This is a genomic window from Herbaspirillum sp. meg3 (assembly GCF_002257565.1).
GTDB lineage: Bacteria > Pseudomonadota > Gammaproteobacteria > Burkholderiales > Burkholderiaceae_D > Herbaspirillum.
In genome coordinates this window covers 2,124,397-2,139,542 of sequence record NZ_CP022736.1, presented here as the reverse complement: position 1 = coordinate 2,139,542, position 15,146 = coordinate 2,124,397, and the positions used below count along the sequence as shown (strand labels likewise).

13 protein-coding genes are annotated in these 15,146 nt (G+C 48.8%); 5 read left to right on the top strand and 8 right to left on the bottom strand.

Going from position 1 to position 15,146, the window contains the following annotated elements:
- Nucleotides 1-11 precede the first annotated feature (11 nt).
- The 3 genes from hmeg3_RS09715 (at nucleotide 12) to hmeg3_RS09705 (ending at nucleotide 2,831) form a co-directional block, all read left to right on the top strand.
- The gene (locus tag hmeg3_RS09715; protein ID WP_094563546.1) at nucleotides 12-1,037 is read left to right on the top strand and encodes a dienelactone hydrolase family protein; all 1,026 of its coding nucleotides are present in this window, start codon (nucleotides 12-14) and stop codon (nucleotides 1,035-1,037) included.
- Between the two features lie 490 nt (nucleotides 1,038-1,527).
- Nucleotides 1,528-1,860, top strand: coding sequence for a hypothetical protein (locus hmeg3_RS09710; protein WP_232511939.1), 333 nt, complete (start codon nucleotides 1,528-1,530; stop codon nucleotides 1,858-1,860).
- Nucleotides 1,861-1,862: 2 nt separating this feature from the next.
- Nucleotides 1,863-2,831, top strand: a complete 969-nt coding sequence (locus tag hmeg3_RS09705; protein ID WP_232511938.1) for a site-specific integrase — start codon at nucleotides 1,863-1,865, stop codon at nucleotides 2,829-2,831.
- A 166-nt stretch (nucleotides 2,832-2,997) separates the two neighbouring features.
- Here hmeg3_RS09705 and hmeg3_RS09700 read toward each other — a convergent pair whose 3' ends face one another.
- From hmeg3_RS09700 to hmeg3_RS09680, 5 genes are all read right to left on the bottom strand, one after another.
- Nucleotides 2,998-3,669: a hypothetical protein gene (locus tag hmeg3_RS09700; RefSeq protein WP_094563545.1), complete on the bottom strand. Its 672-nt coding sequence runs from the start codon at nucleotides 3,667-3,669 to the stop codon at nucleotides 2,998-3,000.
- A gap of 84 nt (nucleotides 3,670-3,753) precedes the next feature.
- Complete coding sequence (locus hmeg3_RS09695) at nucleotides 3,754-5,883, bottom strand: tetratricopeptide repeat protein (protein ID WP_157739242.1); 2,130 nt, start codon at nucleotides 5,881-5,883, stop codon at nucleotides 3,754-3,756.
- Between the two features lie 3 nt (nucleotides 5,884-5,886).
- Nucleotides 5,887-6,579 (bottom strand): hypothetical protein, encoded by a 693-nt coding sequence (locus tag hmeg3_RS09690; RefSeq protein ID WP_157739241.1) that lies wholly within the window; start codon nucleotides 6,577-6,579, stop codon nucleotides 5,887-5,889.
- 18 nt (nucleotides 6,580-6,597) lie between these two features.
- Nucleotides 6,598-7,968: an SPFH domain-containing protein gene (locus hmeg3_RS09685; protein ID WP_094563542.1), complete on the bottom strand. Its 1,371-nt coding sequence runs from the start codon at nucleotides 7,966-7,968 to the stop codon at nucleotides 6,598-6,600.
- 307 nt (nucleotides 7,969-8,275) lie between these two features.
- Entirely contained in the window at nucleotides 8,276-8,839 is a 564-nt protein-coding gene (locus hmeg3_RS09680) for a hypothetical protein (protein WP_232511937.1), read from the bottom strand.
- A 65-nt stretch (nucleotides 8,840-8,904) separates the two neighbouring features.
- On the opposite strand from hmeg3_RS09680, the gene hmeg3_RS09675 reads away from it, so the two are divergent.
- Entirely contained in the window at nucleotides 8,905-9,264 is a 360-nt protein-coding gene (locus hmeg3_RS09675; protein WP_094563540.1) for a MarR family transcriptional regulator, read from the top strand.
- A gap of 387 nt (nucleotides 9,265-9,651) precedes the next feature.
- On the opposite strand, the gene hmeg3_RS09670 is transcribed toward hmeg3_RS09675, so the two are convergent.
- Nucleotides 9,652-10,479 carry a hypothetical protein gene (locus hmeg3_RS09670; RefSeq protein ID WP_198361814.1) on the bottom strand — a complete coding sequence of 276 codons (828 nt, stop codon included), beginning with the start codon at nucleotides 10,477-10,479 and terminating at the stop codon, nucleotides 9,652-9,654.
- A gap of 255 nt (nucleotides 10,480-10,734) precedes the next feature.
- Entirely contained in the window at nucleotides 10,735-11,772 is a 1,038-nt protein-coding gene (locus hmeg3_RS09665) for a hypothetical protein (protein WP_157739240.1), read from the bottom strand.
- 110 nt (nucleotides 11,773-11,882) lie between these two features.
- Here hmeg3_RS09665 and hmeg3_RS09660 point away from each other — a divergent pair, with 110 nt between their 5' ends.
- Entirely contained in the window at nucleotides 11,883-12,107 is a 225-nt protein-coding gene (locus hmeg3_RS09660; protein ID WP_157739239.1) for a hypothetical protein, read from the top strand.
- 45 nt (nucleotides 12,108-12,152) lie between these two features.
- On the opposite strand, the gene hmeg3_RS09655 is transcribed toward hmeg3_RS09660, so the two are convergent.
- Complete coding sequence (locus hmeg3_RS09655) at nucleotides 12,153-15,077, bottom strand: CHAT domain-containing protein (RefSeq protein WP_094563537.1); 2,925 nt, start codon at nucleotides 15,075-15,077, stop codon at nucleotides 12,153-12,155.
- Nucleotides 15,078-15,146: the final 69 nt, after the last annotated feature.

Sequence of the window (15,146 nt, the reverse complement as noted above, 5' to 3'; positions counted from 1 at the left end):
AAAGGATCCACATGACTACAGCTCTCAAACGTGCTGGGGCTGCGCTGTTTGCCGTCTTGTTGGCAGCGGTAGCGATTCCAGCCCAAGCGCAACAGAACGAGGCCAAGACCAGTCTCAGCGCAACAGACGTCGGCACCATCTACTTTGTGTCAGCCCGTCACGACACTAACGCCGAAAGGATCTACCAGAAGCGGGTGGTGTTGAGTGATGTAATCAAGAGCGAGTTACGCTTCCCTGAGAACATGAAACCGGGTACCAAGGTTCCTGCGATGGTGGTGATGCACTCCAGTGGTGGCGTGACGCAGGACATTGTCGACTGGTGCAAGTACCTGAATAGCCTGGGGTACGCAACTTTGATGGTGGACAGCTTTGCGACCCGAGGCATTCAGCGGACAGCGGAGAACCAGAAGCTGTTGGCCTACGGTGCTTCTGCTGTGGATGCGTTACGTGCCCTGCAACTGCTCGCAACCGATCCCAACATTGACCGTAATCGTATCGGTCTGATTGGTTTCAGCAAGGGAGGTCATGCGGGCTTGATGGCCAGCTTTGAGAAAATACGTCAGGGTGTGATTGACGACGATCTCAAGTTTGCTATCCACATTCTCTTCTATCCGGTCTGTTCAATCCATGCCAAAACCACTGGCGCTCCCATTCGTATCATCACCGGAACCAAGGACGACATGAACTCGATTGAGGGCTGCCGCAACAACTACCAGGCCTTGAAGAACGACGGTGCGGACGTAGAAGAAATCGAGTACGACGGTGCCTATCACGGCTTTGATACCAAGGGCAACCTAGCTTGGATTGGTGGTGCTCAGACCTGGAAGGACTGCGCTATCGGTACAGTCAATCTGGATACTGGCACTGCAAAGATGGTGGACGGTCGTGTGATGTCCGGTAAAGAGTTTGGCGCTCTACGTGATGGCGGTTGCATGAAACACGGCATATCTGCCGGTGGTGCACCCAAGTGGCGTACACAAAGCAAGGAAGACGTGAAAACCATTCTGGAAAAGCAGTTCGGAGTGAATCCAGGCTAAACCGTGCAAGTTGAGTAGTGTCTAGCTGGCGGGTCTACTAGCGGTACTGGACTATACCTGTGCTGGTGTGTGGGCTTGTCGGTGAGGCGGAGTGGGGTAGATCTTGCGCGGTGCGTGTTGGTGGCGTTTTGCATACGTAGCGGTGATGTTCGCCGCAGCCCGGTTGTAGCCGCCGCTCCTGCTTATCTCCCTGATCGTGTTGCAGTGTTGCGTGTGCATAGCGCGTGCAACAGTGCAACAGTTCCCGAAGGATCCGTTGTTTCCATCTGTCCCTACTTGGGACCGCTAAATGCGGCGTGCAACGCGCCGTCGTACCTGCCATAAGTTTCCCGTTTGTTCCAATTGATCCAGACATTCTGCCGTGAATTTGGCAGGCGTTTGGATTGTCATTTTCCATTCCCCATCGTCGAACAGGTATCTCATCGCTCTACAGCTGCCCTGCTGTGGAGTGCGGACGCGTTCGACCTGAAATTAATCTTTGAGGTCTTCCATGAATAACAAAACAGAAACCAACAATGCCGCCGTAGTGCACTCCTTGACGAAGCTGTCGAAGGAGCCGCTATTTCCCCTCGGGTTAGTTTGCGCTACACCTGCCGCTCTCGACCTGCTGGATCACAACGGCGTCAACGCCACGCCTTACTTCTCCCGTCATCAGCATGGTGACTATGGCACCTTGTGCGCCGAGGACATCGAACAGAACAGGCTCTCGATCCAGCACGAAATGCGCATCCTATCGGCCTACGAAATCGGCAAGGACCGCATCTACATCATCACCGAGGCAGATCGATCTGTCACCACCATGCTTCTGACCGGCGAGTATTGATCATGAGCGCGAGCAAACAAGCAGGTTCCGGCCGTCCCATAGCACCAGAGCATGCAGAGACTGATTCACCTACGGTTTCGGCGAGCGCAAGTACATATGCGGCAGCGGCGCAGTCGCGAGCCACTAAGCGCAGCTATGAAGCGGATTTGAGTCATTTCAAAAGCCATGGCGGCACCATACCGGCTACGCCCGAGATGATCGCAGATTACCTGGCGGAATGTGCAGGCACGACGGCGGTGGCAACCCTCCAGCACAGACTGATCGCCATTCATCGCGCCCATACAGACGATCAGCTTCCTTCGCCAGTGATGGATCGATTGGTGAAGCGCACCATGCAGGGTATCAGACGCACCTTTGGCACCGTACAGCGCCGAGTCAAGGCTCTCGTCAAAGATGACTTGTTGGAACTGATGGTGCTGGTGGACAAGCAGAAACCAATGCGTGCTGCACGTGATAAGGCCTTGATCTTGATTGGGTTTGCGGGTGCGTTCCGGAGGTCTGAGCTAGTGGCACTGAAGGTGGAGGATATGACCTACTTTGAGAACGGCATCGAACTGCTGATCCGGAGATCCAAGACGGACCAGGAAGGAGCGGGCAGAGTCGTGTTCATCCCGCATGCCAAGGGCAGCCGCTGCCCGGTCAAGGCCCTCAAAGTGTGGATGGAACTTGCTGGCATTGCGGCGGGACCGCTGTTTCGCCCTCTTAACCGTCACGACCAGGCAGTTGGTGACAAAGCGCTGACAGGCCAATCAGTAGCCCTGATCGTGAAGTCCGCTGTTCGTAGAATGAGTGGTGCGGACGCCGCCAAATGCGTCTCCGGCCATAGTTTGCGTGCTGGATACTGTACCGAGGCCGCGATCGTAGGCTTACAGCCCTATCAAATTCGTGAGCAGACTGGGCACAAGTCGGACGTGACACTGGCACGGTATATCAGGCCTGTAGCGAAACGGAAGATTCCAAGTCTACTTTAGTGAAGTTTTTGTCTGAACTAGCCAATTCATCCTCATCAATTGGCTAGTAACAGTGATGCTAAAAATCAGTAGCAGCTTCTTTAGTTGCCATCTGGATTTTTAATATTTCGGATAACGATTTATTTGATCCTGCAATAGGTTTAGTTTTTCTGGGGTTAGATGAACTTCATTGCCTAGCATTTTGACGAAGCCAAGTTGTAACCTCTTCGACAACATCGGATCTGGCCAAAGGATCTCCGATTACTTGCCAGAGACAATCAGGCCCGTCTTCGACTTGAATTATTCGAATCCCGGGGAATTGTTGGTCTAACTTGTCACATAGATCTTGGCATCCACTAGGCCCCAGTTCATCGGAGGAATAGACTACAACTTCTATATACTGGTGACGCTCGAGCTGGTCTTCATACTCGTCTTTCAACGCTTCTTGCAATTCCATCGCTTGTGAAGAATGGAGCTCTTCCAGATATAGTCGAATTTCCGCGTCCTTAATCGCTTGCACTTCTTTAGCTTGTACGTTAAGAGCGATTGGATCTAACATTCCAATTTCTCGCTGCAATATAGCGAGAGAATCATGCACTTTATCGTGGCAAATATCGCACACAACCCAAAGAGTTTCTTCCTCATACTCCCAAGGCTGTTTCCAATACACATAATATCCGTGATGAACCTCATACTGAACTGGCTTCCCCGTAGGGTGATGCGTTCCCTGAATTCCACAACATTCGCATATCCTTCCTCTGTCCAGAATAATTTGGTCTCGCACTTTTTTCCATTTTGGATCTTTTAGTTTCTCTCGGTAACTAAGATTCGCAACAGGGGTCGGATTTTTGCTGGTCATGTTATCTGATTATTTAAGTAGTATGAGCGCTGAATGCGATATGCGAGCGTATGCAATTATTTATTGCCTGTCGAAAAGCCGGGATTACAATTTTTCGATTACTTCTATTGCCTTCTTTGCGACCAGCTGCAGTGGCGAACTCGGATCACCTGCTCGCTCATTCAAAAAAGTAATAGTACGATCCTTGTTCGAGGAAAATTGGAACGCCAGAACCAAAGCGGCTACAGCTTCTTCCTTTTTCTCTGTTTGTGCATAGATCTCTGCAAGATTTGCCCACGCCGACGCACGTCCCGGACTGAAGGTCAACAAACGTCCAGCCTCGGACTCCGCTTCGCGCATGCGCTGCGCTTTGATCAAAGCGTATACGTAGTTATTTAATACTTCGACGTCCGCAGAGTCGGTAGACGTAGCATTTTTCAGCGCAAGAACCGCTTGCGCGTAGTCACCAGATTTCAATGCTGCAAGACCTTGGTCGTTCAGCTTTCGGGCTGCTTTTCGATCACCGGTCATTGGCTTTGGAAGTGCTTCTATTTGACCTTTGAGTTGAGCGATCTTAAAAGTACTGGCTGCTTGTTGAAGCATGGCGGTAAGCAATTGCTTCGACTCGTCCGGAGCAAGTATGGTGAATCTCCCAGCTACGTTGATAGGTACCCGGCTGTCAGCCGCAGCGACAGGTAACGCAACAGGCACGGTGTTCTGGACTGACGCATTTTCCTGAACAGGTGTCGCCTGTGTCGCAGCGACTTCCGTGCCATTTTGTCCAGCGGCCTCAGCCTCGGCCTTTTGAGCCGCAACAGCCTCAATTCTTGCTTTTCTGGCCGCTCGCTCGTCGTCGTCTGCCTTGCGCTCAGCCTCCTCTTGCGCAGTACGTGCCAGAGCGGCTAACCGATATTGCTCAGCTCGTTCCGAATTTTGGCGCGCAATGGCACGCTGTTCAATCGCCGCAGGACTAAGGACCACATTGGGCACAATAGCTCCAAAAAAAGCGAAAGCAGCGAGTGCAGGTAAGACAATTTTATCCTTATGAATACTGGCAAATAATGGGCGCTCTGGTCGTTGAAATGCTTTGGTGACCTTAAGTTGTTCCTCATCGCTCAGTCCAGCAACTACTTGATTTGAAGCTTGCATTTGCGTCAACAACGAACTACGGATTGACTTGGAGTAGTCAATCAGCGCCTTGCGTCGCATGAATCCATAGCCTAGAGCAATGGCAGTGGCTATCAAACTCGTTCCCGCAAAGCCCCAGACATATGCCGTTCCGGCCGTAGAGATCAGTCCAAAGGCAGCGGGAGCAAAGCCAATGTTGGCAGCCTTCTTTTTATCATGGTCGACAGGTAAGTCATCTGCTCGAATAGCATCCACGTTGTGCCCACCAATCCAGATGTTGTATTCCTTTTCGCCATATTGAAATGTCACATGAGAAATTGGCACGGCATATGTCGTGGTGGCGTGACTCATTCGCGCATTCCAGTGCCAGTCCCGTTGCTTGTCCCCTTGCGCGTGATGCTTCACGCGCTGATCGATCCCGGCATTGATTTCGCTATCCAACGAATCAAAAACCTTTTTTTCTGATGCCGAAAATTCTTCGACCTCAAAGCCGGTGGTGAAAGAGGCGTTATATTCGGTAGAACTGCCATGCATGACTGCATCAACGACCAAATTTGCAGGCGCGAGGGAGGAACCGTTCAAACGGTTCCCTGCATAACCTGCGACATCAAATATGCCGGCCTCAATGCCGTTTGCCGGACGCCAATCCGTGACCGTTTTATAAGCGGTGTACGCTTCCTGGTGGGTACGGTTATTACGAGTAACGCTACGATAGGCGGTGTATGGTTCCTGCCTGTCGAAACCAAACGATGCGGTCCATGTAGCTTCGTAGTCCACCCTGAATGCGAACGCGGGAACGTAATAGTGTTCTCGTAACGTGATAGTTGATGCCTCGATCATGTCGTCAGGCGTGAAGTTACCCGTGCTCATATAGGTATAGAGCTTGTAATCGACTTCTTGAGGAGTGACGGCAATGGGAACTATGCGGTCAAACGAAGTCGCTAACGCGTCTTCTGGTCGTTCAACTCGGTTGACTGCGCCACAAAATTCGCAGACTAGCGATTGCTTTCCAGCTTCAAAGACGATTTCCGCTCCGCACGAATTACAAGCGTTTCCCATTTCATATCCCCTGATATTGTTAAGTTCAGAATTTTGTCGGCAAGCCAAGTATCAAATCTTGCTGCGAGCAGAGCGCAGGTAGATATCGCGTTGCGCGATGAGCTTGTCAAGTTTGCGTAACTGACCGAGCAAATCGTTCGCCCCGTCTAGTGCTAATTGATCCGACACAGCATTAAGAGTCTGGTCTACATCGACGTCATATGGGCTGCCACCTGGCACATCGCTAGCCAAATAGAGAAAGTTTTCTTCGACTGCGCGCAGCTTTGCAAGAGACTCTTGATGTGTCGATTGCAAGGCCATGGCCGATACTTGTCGTTGCCATTCAATGTGGCGACTGGGCGCAGACGATTTCACGGAGACGTTCCCTACAACTTTCAATGCTGCGTTCAGCATCAGACTTGCGACAACGAAAGCTCCAATGCCAAAAGTCAGAAGTGCGAGCCCCCAAGCTGGATGATTCGCAAGCGCCAGCGCGAAAGCTCCTGCGGTCACCAGCAATAGGAGAAGGCTGACCGCTCCGGTCGGCCCAATCGCTGCCAGCTGCACGCGTCCCTCGGTATTTTTATGCTGTTTTCGCAGAACAGACGGAATATAGAAAACAAATCCCATCGCCGCTACAAAAGCAATCGCAGTAGCAATCGTTGTGGAATTCCATGCAGGCTCAGGCACCAAAATGAAAACGATTGTCGCAACTGTCACGGCCACTACCAATGCGGCGATATTCATTAAAGAAGCAGTTTTCATGGAGAAGGTCTGATTGGACTATGAAGCTGGATTTTGAGGATGACCGCAGTCGTTACAAAACTTGGCTCCAGCAACGAGCTCAGCGCCACATTTGGAGCACGAGGGCGTCATCTTGCTACCACACGAATTGCAAAACTTGGAACCGGTGGGCACCGATGCTTCACACGTTGGGCATGGAACTGGTAACGCCGTTTTACAGCTTCGGCATTGGGCGGAGCCTTTGGCGTTATCCTCGCCACAAGCAGGGCATGGATTCACTTCGTCTGCGCAGTTCGGGCAGAACTTCGAGCCGCTAGGAATATTCGTTCCGCATTTGTCACAGGTAATGCCAGCTTTTGCAGAAATGCCTGCTGCATTAAGATTGGCCGCACAAGAGCCACAGAAACGTGTTCCCGGGGGATTGGATGCGCTGCAACTCGGACACTTCAGTGGCGCTCCACCAGAACCGCCAGCTGGACCACTAGGCTGAATAATAGGAGTCATCTGCGCGAAGGCACCACCCATCGGCCCACCTATCGCCGCGCCCATCCCTAGTCCCATCCCTGCGCCCATTACACCCCCCGCAGTTCCTTCATTGCCGGCGGCTGTTTGCAATACATCGAAACTGCGTTCTTGCTGGTAGTTGAATCCTAGTATTCCCATTTCAGTGCGCTTGGCCAACGCAGCCTTCAAGCTGATGACCGCAGGATCAGTCTCCGGAACGTTGATGGAATGGATGTTGAATTGCACTAAGCTAACGCCGAACTCTTCCATTTCGGGAGCGAGTGACGTCTTGAGTATTTCTGAGAGCGCTTCCAGGTGAGTCGATATCTCCAACACCGAATGACCATTTTTTATAATGGCCTGAGCAATATTGGTCTTGATCTTGGTAGTGAATACACCTTTGAAATATTCAGCCAATGTGGCCGAATCAAAACCGGGTAAAGTACCGACAAGTTTGAGGAGGAATTTCTTCGCATCAGAAATTTTAACGCCATACTGGCCGAATGCCCGCACAGGTACCATCAGCTGATATTTCGGATCTTGTAGCTGGATAGGGTCGGATGTACCCCACTTTATATCAAGATTCGTCAGTCGATTTACGAACCAAACCTCTGCAGTAAACGGCGACTTCCCTCCAAACGGCAAGCCCATTAACGATGCCAGCAGCGGTATATTTTCGGTATCTAGAGTATGCCGTCCAGCCCCAAATGGACCTTGGTAGACCCCTTCTTTGACAAGGTAGGCTTCTTGCGTCTCGTTGACGATCAGCTGAGTCCAGGTAGAAAGTTGATCACTCGGGAAACGCCAAGCCAAAATGGAAGGATTTCCATTCCATTTCACCAAATCAATTATGGCCATAACAACCTTTTTATTCTTTTTTAAAACGGCCTGAAAAGGCCCCGTCAAGACCACTAGCTGAAGGCGCGTTACCCCGACAAAAGCACCCCGATGTCACATCACAAACGAACTTGCTTCTACAGACCTACCAATCATGAGAAATCTATGGAGGACTTCGATTCAAAACGGAAAAACTTTGGATAGACCTCGTCAAAAAACATGATGACAAGTATGTTGATTCCTATTGTTTACCAAGTGCGTCTAGATGACTACCCAGTATATCAGCGGAATATTTTCGATTACCAATTAAAATTAATAATTAAATGTAATTACTATGTACGAATCTATTCGGTTTCCATACTGGATCGTGATCTGCTTACTTCGGGCCGATACGAACCGTCTTGAATAAGCCAATGACTACCTTAACTATATAGAGAACGATTAAAGACCCAGTTAAGTCTCCAATAAACATCACTCCCCAACTAGCCAGGGATGCGTGAATGTCTCTCACTAGAAAAAACCACAAGTGATGCATTGATGAGCTTGCAATTGCATATAGAACTACGCCTTTCAGTAACCGATTTCCGGTCAACTCGCGCAACGATGAACTCAAGTGATAGCGCTCGGACATAAAACGATAAGAAAGATACGGCGCGAGAGCAGAGATAATTCCGCCTGCAAAAGAGCGTAAGAGATCGTTGGGGAAGAAATAGCAAAAGCAGGCCAACCAGGAGGCGATCAATATTCCGGCGGCACCTGCCTCACCAAACAGTAACGTGCATAACAGTCTCATTCCAGCTGGCAGATAAATCCAATTAACCCCAGTAATGAAATCCAGCCGAGGGAAGACAATTTCATTGACTACCAGGGAAATGAGGAAAATCGAAACTGAAGCTGCTACCATGAAAAAATTCACTCGAACCCACTCATCACGTGCCATCGCAACCTTTTATGTATTTTTTTGTCGAATTAGAATAACGCTCTGATCAGAGGATGAGATTTACTATGAGCTCTACAAAGATAAAAAAAGGCATGGATATTTACCTTCGGTTTCTTGAACTAATAGAAACGATTCAAGACCTCCCCGCTCTTGATCCATTAGAACAGAAAATCTTCGACCATATCGCACGTACCTTGCGTGCGGAAGCACGAGTGTCCGTCACTGACATTACATCTGCAAGCACGCTTGGCTCATCAGTGACGATTCATCAGCGCCTGAAATCGTTAATCGCTAAAGGATGGATTGCGCTAGGTGATACTGAGGATGGAAGGCGAAAGCAGGTCAATCTGACAAAGGCGGCGCAGTCTCATTTAGCCAAAATGTCTAAATGTTTGATGAAGGCTGCTAGATCAAACGATGTTTAATAGGAGTATTTTTCTCGGCTTTACCAAACACGCTGCAGGCCAATCATCGCCTCGCGACACGTGTCGCGCCCAATCTTTAGTGTGAAATTATTTTTTAACGAATCTTGAGAAATATTAAATAGCAGATCTCGCCGATTGCGGATGTCAAATAATTCCGAACTGTAATCCGCCTCTGGGTTCACTCCACTCATTTACTGTCAGCTATCGAAAATGCGCCATTATCGATGGTCAGCTTGGGTGGATTTTTCGCTGAGTTGTTCAACGACTGCTTCTTCCAATTGCGGACGAAGAGTTTGCTCTTGATAATTGTTGCTATGTGTATATCCCTAGAACGAGATCAAGCGGAAGGAAGTCTATAAACTTCTCTCCTCTAAATTGAAGTCCAGATTACTTAAGTAATCGATTGAGCAGTCGTTTCGTCCATTCTTCGTCTAAAGACTGCAAGCGCTCTTTATCAATCCCAATTCGAGATCCTAAACGACGATACTCAGCGTGTCTCAGAGAACGAGCAAGTCTGGATGCCAAATATAACCCTCGAATACCGTTTAATCGAACGCACTCTACCCATAGTCGACGTTTGTTCTGTTTCCCAGTTCTAGCCTTTGCATCTGCCGCATGTTGCAGATCTAAAGGAGGAAGATCTTCAAGTCGCGCGGCTTCTGCCCAAAGCAAATCAATCAATATCAGGCACCGCCGGCGTATTCCATCGTGATACACCAACCAATCTTGAATCTCAGTCCTCACCTTGAGATGGGCTGCAGAAGCTCGCTGTTCCACGTATCCGTTGTCTAGTAGGGCCCTCAATGGATAGCTGTGGCGCAACAACTCAGTACCAAAGATCGGGTACACGTCCCTAATATGCAATTGGCCCTGCAGAATTCTCGTGCCGATATCGCTTAACGAGGTGAAGACAGCACGGGCGGCGTCCAATGCCCAAATAGTAGGGCCGTACGGACTAGCATCGTCTCTCTCAACAACAAATTTCTTGATCGTCCCTGCATCCACTACCTGATAGTAGTCGCCATCGTCACGCCCGAGAAAAATGATGGCGCCCCAATCTTTCCTAGTTTCATACCATCGCCTGCGGTACTGCTCAATGAGTTCGAGCTGGCTTTGCCGACGTTGAGCAACCAGTATTCCAATCTGGGCGACACCAATGAATGCCAGCAGTCCCGTGGCAAGCGCCGTTACAACATTGCTATCCCAATCAATCACTTCATATCCCCTCTTACGAATCTTATGGTTCTAAACATTCCGCCTAAATAAAAGGAATCCGAAGCTTCCTTTTAATCAAACTTACTACTGAACAATGCTTGCTCGACTATACAAAAAACATTTATAGGCGTCGGGTAAAACAGCCGCGCACCATTTATAGAATTCTGATTTCTCTTGAATGAGGATATACGTTGTTCCATCATAAACTCGGAGACTGCGTCCCTCTCCTAAAAGCGCTTTTGAGGGCTTAGTTTATTACTTGGATATTCCCGCTTTAACATCCTGAACGAATTTGGCAGCGACATTCTCAGCGTTGATTTTTTCAGATGGCAGGAACCACCCTTTTTTAGTGAGTGTTTCGGCATATTCAAAACACATTTTCGCACCATCAGCGAAACCTTGACCAGTAAGAAGTACAGGATCATTGGCAGAGTCTTTCCAAGCTTTATCATAAGCTGTTTTGGAAACCTGGATAGCAGAAGCTTTAAGGAGCTCAGCATTCATGCTGATTTGACGTAAGAACTCAAATTCGCCAGGGCTGTACTGCTTTCCTTTTTCCTTAATCTCAAGCTGCATGCCAAGTCCTTTCATACTTCCGTACTTCCAAAGCATGGGAGCACAGATGGCCACCTTCCCTCGATCATCAGCCTTCTTGTACATGTCCAACATAGAAACATTGTTCTTCTGGTCTCTTGGCTTCTCAGGTTCAATCTTAGGGGCAGGAGTAGTGCCGTACATCGAAACTACCCCTATTGCCTCCGCATATGAGAAAGCATTCACTACCCATTTATTTGTCAGCGCATTATTTGGAGCCCAGGATGGCTTAGAAACCACCCTGAGGGCATCCGTTTGAATATCTGGACCGTAGGCATCAGTTCGGCAGTTTGGCATCACTGGAGGCTTGCCCTTGCTTACGTTCTCAAGATTTCTGGCTTCAGCAAAGTGACAAGCGGTCACTGCTGGCGGCATATTGGCTGTTTGAGACAAGATAGCAAGGCGTACGAGGACAACTGACATAACAAAAGCGAACTGCTGCTGATTTAATTTACCGGTCTCCTTCTGCGCCGCGATAAGTCTGTTGATTCCAGCGGCTGCAGAGAACACCGCAATCTCCGTTTCTGGAATCGCAGCTATAGCCTTCTCTTGTTTGAGCATTTGAGCCAAGTAGAAAGAGGCTCCATTCGTATTGAATTCAATCTCCTGTTCTCTGGTGAGCTTTAGCTCTTCTGTATGAGCAAAGGAGAGAACACTCATGACGGCCACCCCAGCCATCATTGCTTTGATATTTTTCATTTTTCTAACGTAGTAATTATTTTTCGAGATTATACGATGTGAGATGAATCGAAGCTTTAGCCCTCATAGAGCATCTATTTGCAGAATGAAGCATAGTTATGGTCGGCGATATGACCCGTCTGATTTTCCGGATCAAACTAACGTTACATTGGGATACTCTTGAGGGGGAAGATCATCACAGAGAAATGCCGTTCGTTCTGGATCCGGCAGTGGGGCCATCTATTTCGATCGAACCTCAGGTATTCTTCAATATTGGATCTATTGCCGATATTGCTGCTGTCTATTCGCAGAGTGGCAAAAAGCTCGCAGGAACCGGGCCAAGCTATCTAGCTTGAAGGGAAAAAATCCTTACGCTGTATTCTAATTTGTGAGGAAAATTTTTACGAAACCTGTGCACTGACAACTATGTATGGGGCCCAGTGAGCCGGATGGGCGAATTCTGAACTTGATGTAAGGAATGCTAGCTGAGCGGCTCTCACTGCAGATGCAGCGGAAGATGCGGATGACAGGTCGCGGATATCTGCGTAGAAAAGACGGAAGAACTCTGGCGCAGAATCGTCAAATGTTTCCCAAAGTGTTGGGAGGATGGTTCTGACGCCAGATCGGAGTAAAACTGAGCTGAAACCTTCCACATCAATGTCCTGACGAGCTGTGCCACAAGCGGAGAGGACAAAGAGACCCGTATCACAACCTGACTTTTCCAGTTCTGTTCTCAGGTCACGAATGCTTAGTACTTCATCATGAAACATCAATCCTGATGATATGTCGCTTGAAGGGTTGAAGTTTGCGTGCGTTGCCAAATGAATTAGACCTTTCCCGCCGCGAGGCCTAATGATTTCACGTACAAAAGCCTCGGCTGCACATTTCTCATCGACGTAGCAATCCACGGTTAAGCGGGACATTCTGCCAAGCTGATTACCAATGATTTTAATCTCCTGTCCGGCACCGGGCAGCTCTTCTCCAGGCGCGTCCGTACAAGCAAAAATCGCGGCGTGCTCAGTTTCCACAACGTTTGATTTAGGCACTATGCTCAATGCACCTCTATTCAAGTAAATGAGAGAAAAGCGCTGGATCAAATAATTGACGCCGTCATGGAGAGCCGCGAACGGGACGTTAGCGAGGGTGCGATCCGTTTCAATGTAGAGGTGCGAGATATTGTTGTCGATGTAATCTGTAATTGGGGAAAGCAGAATACGATATAGCTCATGTCCAAGTACTTGCACCGATTGCAGCTCAGACGTTGGTAAGCGGCATTGCTGCCTAAAGGAAAAAATTAGTGGCCCGAGCACTCGTTCATCAAAAGGAACTACAAGTTGCTTTTTTATCTTGGAACTCGAGAATGCAATCGAGACTGCCGATCCCGACGCGACAAAACGGAGAATCGCTTCAGTTTCTCTCAGGTGTGTCGATGGATCGATACGGTTTTGTCTTGACTCCAGATCATCTGGCTGATGGCGGCTTCTGATTCGTTCCTTTAAGGCTTCATTCAATCCTGAAAAACTTTGAGCAAGCAGCTTCACCGTGGTCTCTCTATGCTCCATCTGCTTTGCATTGACGGTAGCTTCACTTAAGCCAGACTCCCGAATCGCCTCTAGCTCGAAAGGAGTCAGTGCGACATACTGAGCTACCTGTTCCCGAGAATATGAGCGCCTGGTAAATTCATTGTATTCATTCTGCTTCAAGAGGTCGTATGCGAGCTCACCTTCGTTGTATCTTCCAACTTGGCTTAATTCGTTGATTAGTGTTCGGTGCGCCAAGGTCCTAGTGCTTATGTATGCTTGCGCAAACTCTGCTACCTCTTCTGACGGTGCCGCATGGTGATGAATTGCACTGACAGCAGCCTTCGCCAATAGAATAGCCGTATGAAATTCGCCTGTAGTGACCAATGCTTCGCTGTACTTTAACCTTGTATCGTAATCCGGGCTGAAAAAATGGACGAGGTCTTCAACATCGAGCTGATAGTATTTTGCACCTGCCAATAACGCAGCGGCGAAGCGTTGATGCATTTTTTGAATTCGACCACAAGCTGCTTCAACATGACCAGAAACAGCCCAGACGCTGGTTTCAATCCAGTTATCGTCATGAAAGTGCTTGAGTAGCTCGATAGCAGCGTCTAGATGTTCTCGGGCTTTCTCATATAAGTCCACCTGCTCAATTCCCTCGGTTGCACTGGCGATATTTGTATAAGAATAGCCAATGCCAGCATTGGCGAGGGCTACTTGATACTGAACTTTTGGGCTCCTGTTAATTTCTCCACTATCTACGAGCCTTATTAGTTCCGTGAAGAAGTGGCGAGCCACGAGATTCCAATTGGACGTTAGGGCGATATTTCTGAGAACAGCATTACCGGTATTAACAAATGTCATTGCGAGATCTGCATCATCAAGATCTTCAGGCGGGGCTTCGCGCAAAATTCGGAGTGTGGTTATGCAAGACAACGAGGAAAGACCAGGTCGTCGACTCCGATCCAAACCGTGCATTAGCATATCAACGTTGGTTAGATCCTCAGAGGCCTTATTTCGTTTTTCGATATGTCTTAGAGCGTGCACGGTGATTTCAAATAGTGTGGGCGGTGCTGCTTCCGCTACCATTCCGGTTCCACATACCGCCAATGTCCACGCGATATCAACTTGAAGGGGAGATAATCCGTATACGGTTTCGGCATAAGGTTCCGCTTCAGCATTCAAGAAAAATACCTGCTCAAACCTGTCTGTCAAAGCACATATCGCTGACAACAGGCGTAGCGAGAAATCTGCAGTGGCGGCCTGCACAGCGCCGGAACGCGACATGATTTGGACATTCCGTAAAAGAGCCTCACTGCGTTTGCGAAAACCTAGAAAATCGAATGCCAGAGCGAGCTGAGTGAATAAATCTGCTTTATTGGCTACTTTACGGCCATAAGGTCCTAGCAGTAATCGGGTCAGAATCTCCTTGAACAAATACGGGTGAAACCGTTGTACGGCGTAAATGGCTGCACGATATGCCGGATGCTCATTTACAGCTTCGGCTGTGCTTTCGATCACGGATACCAGACGAGCACAGCATCGACACCGCCATTGAAAGGAATCATCTGATGATTCGTGATCTTGTTTTTCTACAAAGGTCTCAATAATGAGCTTAGCGGCATCCAGTGGTGTGTCTTGAGCCCCGACCCACGATTGGATAAAGAATCGGGCTTCGTCATCCGTTCTCAGCAAACCAGAACAATAAGCCTGGTATGCCGCAGCCAGCGCGGGTATTGAGATGGGATAAGACGCGAAGGAGGACTTGGGGAAACGATTGGATCGATATTCGACAGTTGCCATATAAATGCGGGCTGTACTACTTCGAAGTTGAAATGACTAAAGCGAACTATATTGAAAGCGTTCCGCGCA

Excerpts from the sequence above, each read along its gene's own strand:
- hmeg3_RS09715 (WP_094563546.1), top strand. The coding sequence starts at position 12 with ATGACTACAGCTCTCAAACGTGCTGGGGCTGCGCTGTTTGCCGTCTTG.
- hmeg3_RS09710 (WP_232511939.1), top strand. The coding sequence starts at position 1,528 with ATGAATAACAAAACAGAAACCAACAATGCCGCCGTAGTGCACTCCTTG.
- hmeg3_RS09705 (WP_232511938.1), top strand. The coding sequence starts at position 1,863 with ATGAGCGCGAGCAAACAAGCAGGTTCCGGCCGTCCCATAGCACCAGAG.
- hmeg3_RS09700 (WP_094563545.1), bottom strand. The coding sequence starts at position 3,669 with ATGACCAGCAAAAATCCGACCCCTGTTGCGAATCTTAGTTACCGAGAG.
- hmeg3_RS09690 (WP_157739241.1), bottom strand. The coding sequence starts at position 6,579 with ATGAAAACTGCTTCTTTAATGAATATCGCCGCATTGGTAGTGGCCGTG.
- hmeg3_RS09680 (WP_232511937.1), bottom strand. The coding sequence starts at position 8,839 with ATGGCACGTGATGAGTGGGTTCGAGTGAATTTTTTCATGGTAGCAGCT.
- hmeg3_RS09675 (WP_094563540.1), top strand. The coding sequence starts at position 8,905 with ATGAGCTCTACAAAGATAAAAAAAGGCATGGATATTTACCTTCGGTTT.
- hmeg3_RS09665 (WP_157739240.1), bottom strand. The coding sequence starts at position 11,772 with ATGAAAAATATCAAAGCAATGATGGCTGGGGTGGCCGTCATGAGTGTT.
- hmeg3_RS09660 (WP_157739239.1), top strand. The coding sequence starts at position 11,883 with ATGACCCGTCTGATTTTCCGGATCAAACTAACGTTACATTGGGATACT.
- hmeg3_RS09655 (WP_094563537.1), bottom strand. The coding sequence starts at position 15,077 with ATGGCAACTGTCGAATATCGATCCAATCGTTTCCCCAAGTCCTCCTTC.